Genomic DNA, 2,504 nt, shown 5'->3' on the forward strand with positions numbered 1-2,504 from the left:
CCTCCGGAGGGAAAGGAAAGGAGCGTTGCTGGACGAGCGCTGACGGCAAAAGCTTGGCGCCTTTCCTCTACCCCGTCGATCGGGGGAGAGGTGGATCGGCGAAGCCGAGACGGAGTGGGGGTCGACCAGCGCCGCAAAAGACAATGCATGCGCCAGCCTGGACCCATAGGCAACGTCTCGTCGCTTGCAGCACTAAGGAAAGACCGCTTTCAGTCGCCCCTCGACCTTGTCACGCACTCGGCCCTCCAATGCCTCCACCACCACCAGCCGCTCACGGTCGCCGGCGCGCAGGCGCATGAAGGGATGCATTTGGTAAGATGCGATCGTGCCGCACGTACCGGCATCGGCACTGACTTCGACAATGAGGATAGAACCGATGCGACCGGGCCATGGCTGGCGGGCGAAGGCGGTGCCGAGGAAATCGCCGAGCCCATAAGCGACCACCGTCTTGTGGATCCTTTCCACCGGCTGCACGACATGGGCGTGATGGCCGGCGATCAGTCCGACGCCCTGCCCGGCCAGCCGCCTGGCCAGAACTCGCGTCTCGGCACGCGGAAAATGCCGGAACTCCCAGTCCCAATGCGGCACGGCGCAGAGAAGATCCAAGCCAGCGCGCGGCCAGCCCGCCGAATCGCTGTCCATCGAAACGCGCCCCGCAAACAGTTTTTCATCGGCGTTGCGCCACAGCGTGAAGGCGGCAAAGCCTACATTGAGCGATCCAACCTGCACCGGCACAACCGGACCGTCGGCGGCCAGGCCGATCGTGCGGATGCCGAGCCGCAGCAACGCCGCGACCGTCTCGTCGAAACCGGCGACGCCCTGATCGAGCACATGGTTGTTGGCCAGCGACAGCACGAGCCTTTCTCGCGCAATACCAACCGCCGCCAGCGCCTCGGCCAGAAACAACTCGCTCATCGCATGATGCGTGCCGAGCCTTGTGCCCAGCGCCGCGCTTGGTCTATCCACCACAGGGCTTTCGCAATTGCCGATCACCAGATCGGCGCCGCCAAGCAGTGCCTTGATCGCCGGATCGCAGTCCGGCGCACCGCGATTGGCCACCGCCGAGATGTCGCCGACGAACGCCAGCCGCATTGTCTGCCTTGGCGCTGAATCGATCAGCGTTTCCGCCATGGGCGAAAAGTCTTGCGCGTCGCCGGCCAGCGATGGCTTGAGGAAACGCGGCAGCCAGGACAGCTTGTAGGAAAGCGGATAGTTCGACACGCGATGCCCAATTGTTTGCCCTGTGTAAACCGTCCTCGCGGCGGGTTGAAGCGCAGCGTTGCAAATGGTGTATATCTGCGCGGCGCGACAAATATTGGGGGGAAAAGATGACACGACTGGCAGGCCTGCTGACATCCGCTTTCATTTTGCTCCTGCCGCTGTCTTCCGCGTCGGCGGCAATGCCCGAAGCGGCTACCCGACTGTTCGAGGCGAAGAGCGTGGCCGCGCGCGACACTGCCCTGTCGGTACTTGAGGCCGCCGCGCCAAAAGACCCGGCATCCGCCTATGCGGCCGGGGCGGGCGAGTTCTTCACCGCACTGGAGATCCTGGCCACCGGCCTGCACCGTCATGGTTTCGAAAGCCCGCAATCCTTCATGCTGCCGCGGATGCGGTTGCCGGTGCCCGATAATCCCAATCCCGAGCCGCTGACTTACGAGCAGTTCCGCGCCATCCTGGTCGGGTTCCGCGACCGGCTGGAGAAATCCGCCGCCACGTTTGCGTCGGTGCCGCCCGCTGCCGATATCGGCATGGTCATCGATCTCACCCGCGCGGGCATCGACCTCAACGAGGACGGCACCATCGCGCCGGACGAGAGCATGGCGGCGATCATTGCCGGGTTGTCACGCGGCGGCATTACATCGGACGATGCCGTTCCCACGCTCACCTTCCGTTTCGACCGCGCCGACGGATACTGGCTGCAGGGCTATGCCGAGTTCCTGATGGCGCAGGCCGATTTCTGGCTTGCGCATGATTTCAGGAGCACCTTCGACGGCTCGTTCCACATGCTGTTCCCGCGCGCCAAGCTGCCGTTGCAGGATATTCTGGTGCCGCCGGCCGGCGACATGGGCTCGAGCATCTTCTCCTCGGAATGGCGCATCGCCGATTTCATCTCGATGGTGCATCTCATCAACTGGCCGGTGATCGAGCCGGAGCGCCGTCAAGCAGCGCGCCGCCATTTGCTGGAAATGATCCGGCTGTCGCGCGAGGACTGGAAGGCGATCCGCGCCGAGACCGACAATGACCGCGAATGGCTGCCTGGCCCGCAGCAGAAGGGCGAGAACCCGCTCACCGGCCTCGAAGTCGGCGAGGAGCAGGTTCAGGCCTGGCTCGCCGCCCTGACCATGGCCGAGGATCTCCTGGAAGGCCGCAAGCTGCTGCCGCATTTCCGCGTCACCGCCGGCACAGGCCTAGGAATCAACATGAAGCGCTTCTTCGATGACCCGAAAAACTTCGATCTGGTGCTGTCGATCACCGGCCCGGCCATCGCGCCCTACCTCGAAAGC

2 protein-coding genes are annotated in these 2,504 nt (G+C 64.2%); one reads left to right on the forward strand and one right to left on the reverse strand.

Going from position 1 to position 2,504, the window contains the following annotated elements:
• Positions 1-192 precede the first annotated feature (192 nt).
• Entirely contained in the window at positions 193-1,221 is a 1,029-nt protein-coding gene (locus EN964_RS31755) for a CapA family protein (protein ID WP_127269328.1), read from the reverse strand.
• Between the two features lie 107 nt (positions 1,222-1,328).
• On the opposite strand from EN964_RS31755, the gene EN964_RS31760 reads away from it, so the two are divergent.
• On the forward strand, positions 1,329-2,504 hold a 1,176-nt coding region (locus EN964_RS31760), incomplete at its 3' end, for a hypothetical protein (RefSeq protein WP_127277222.1).

The organism is Mesorhizobium sp. M7A.F.Ca.CA.001.10.2.1 (genome assembly GCF_003998575.1).
Lineage (GTDB): Bacteria > Pseudomonadota > Alphaproteobacteria > Rhizobiales > Rhizobiaceae > Mesorhizobium.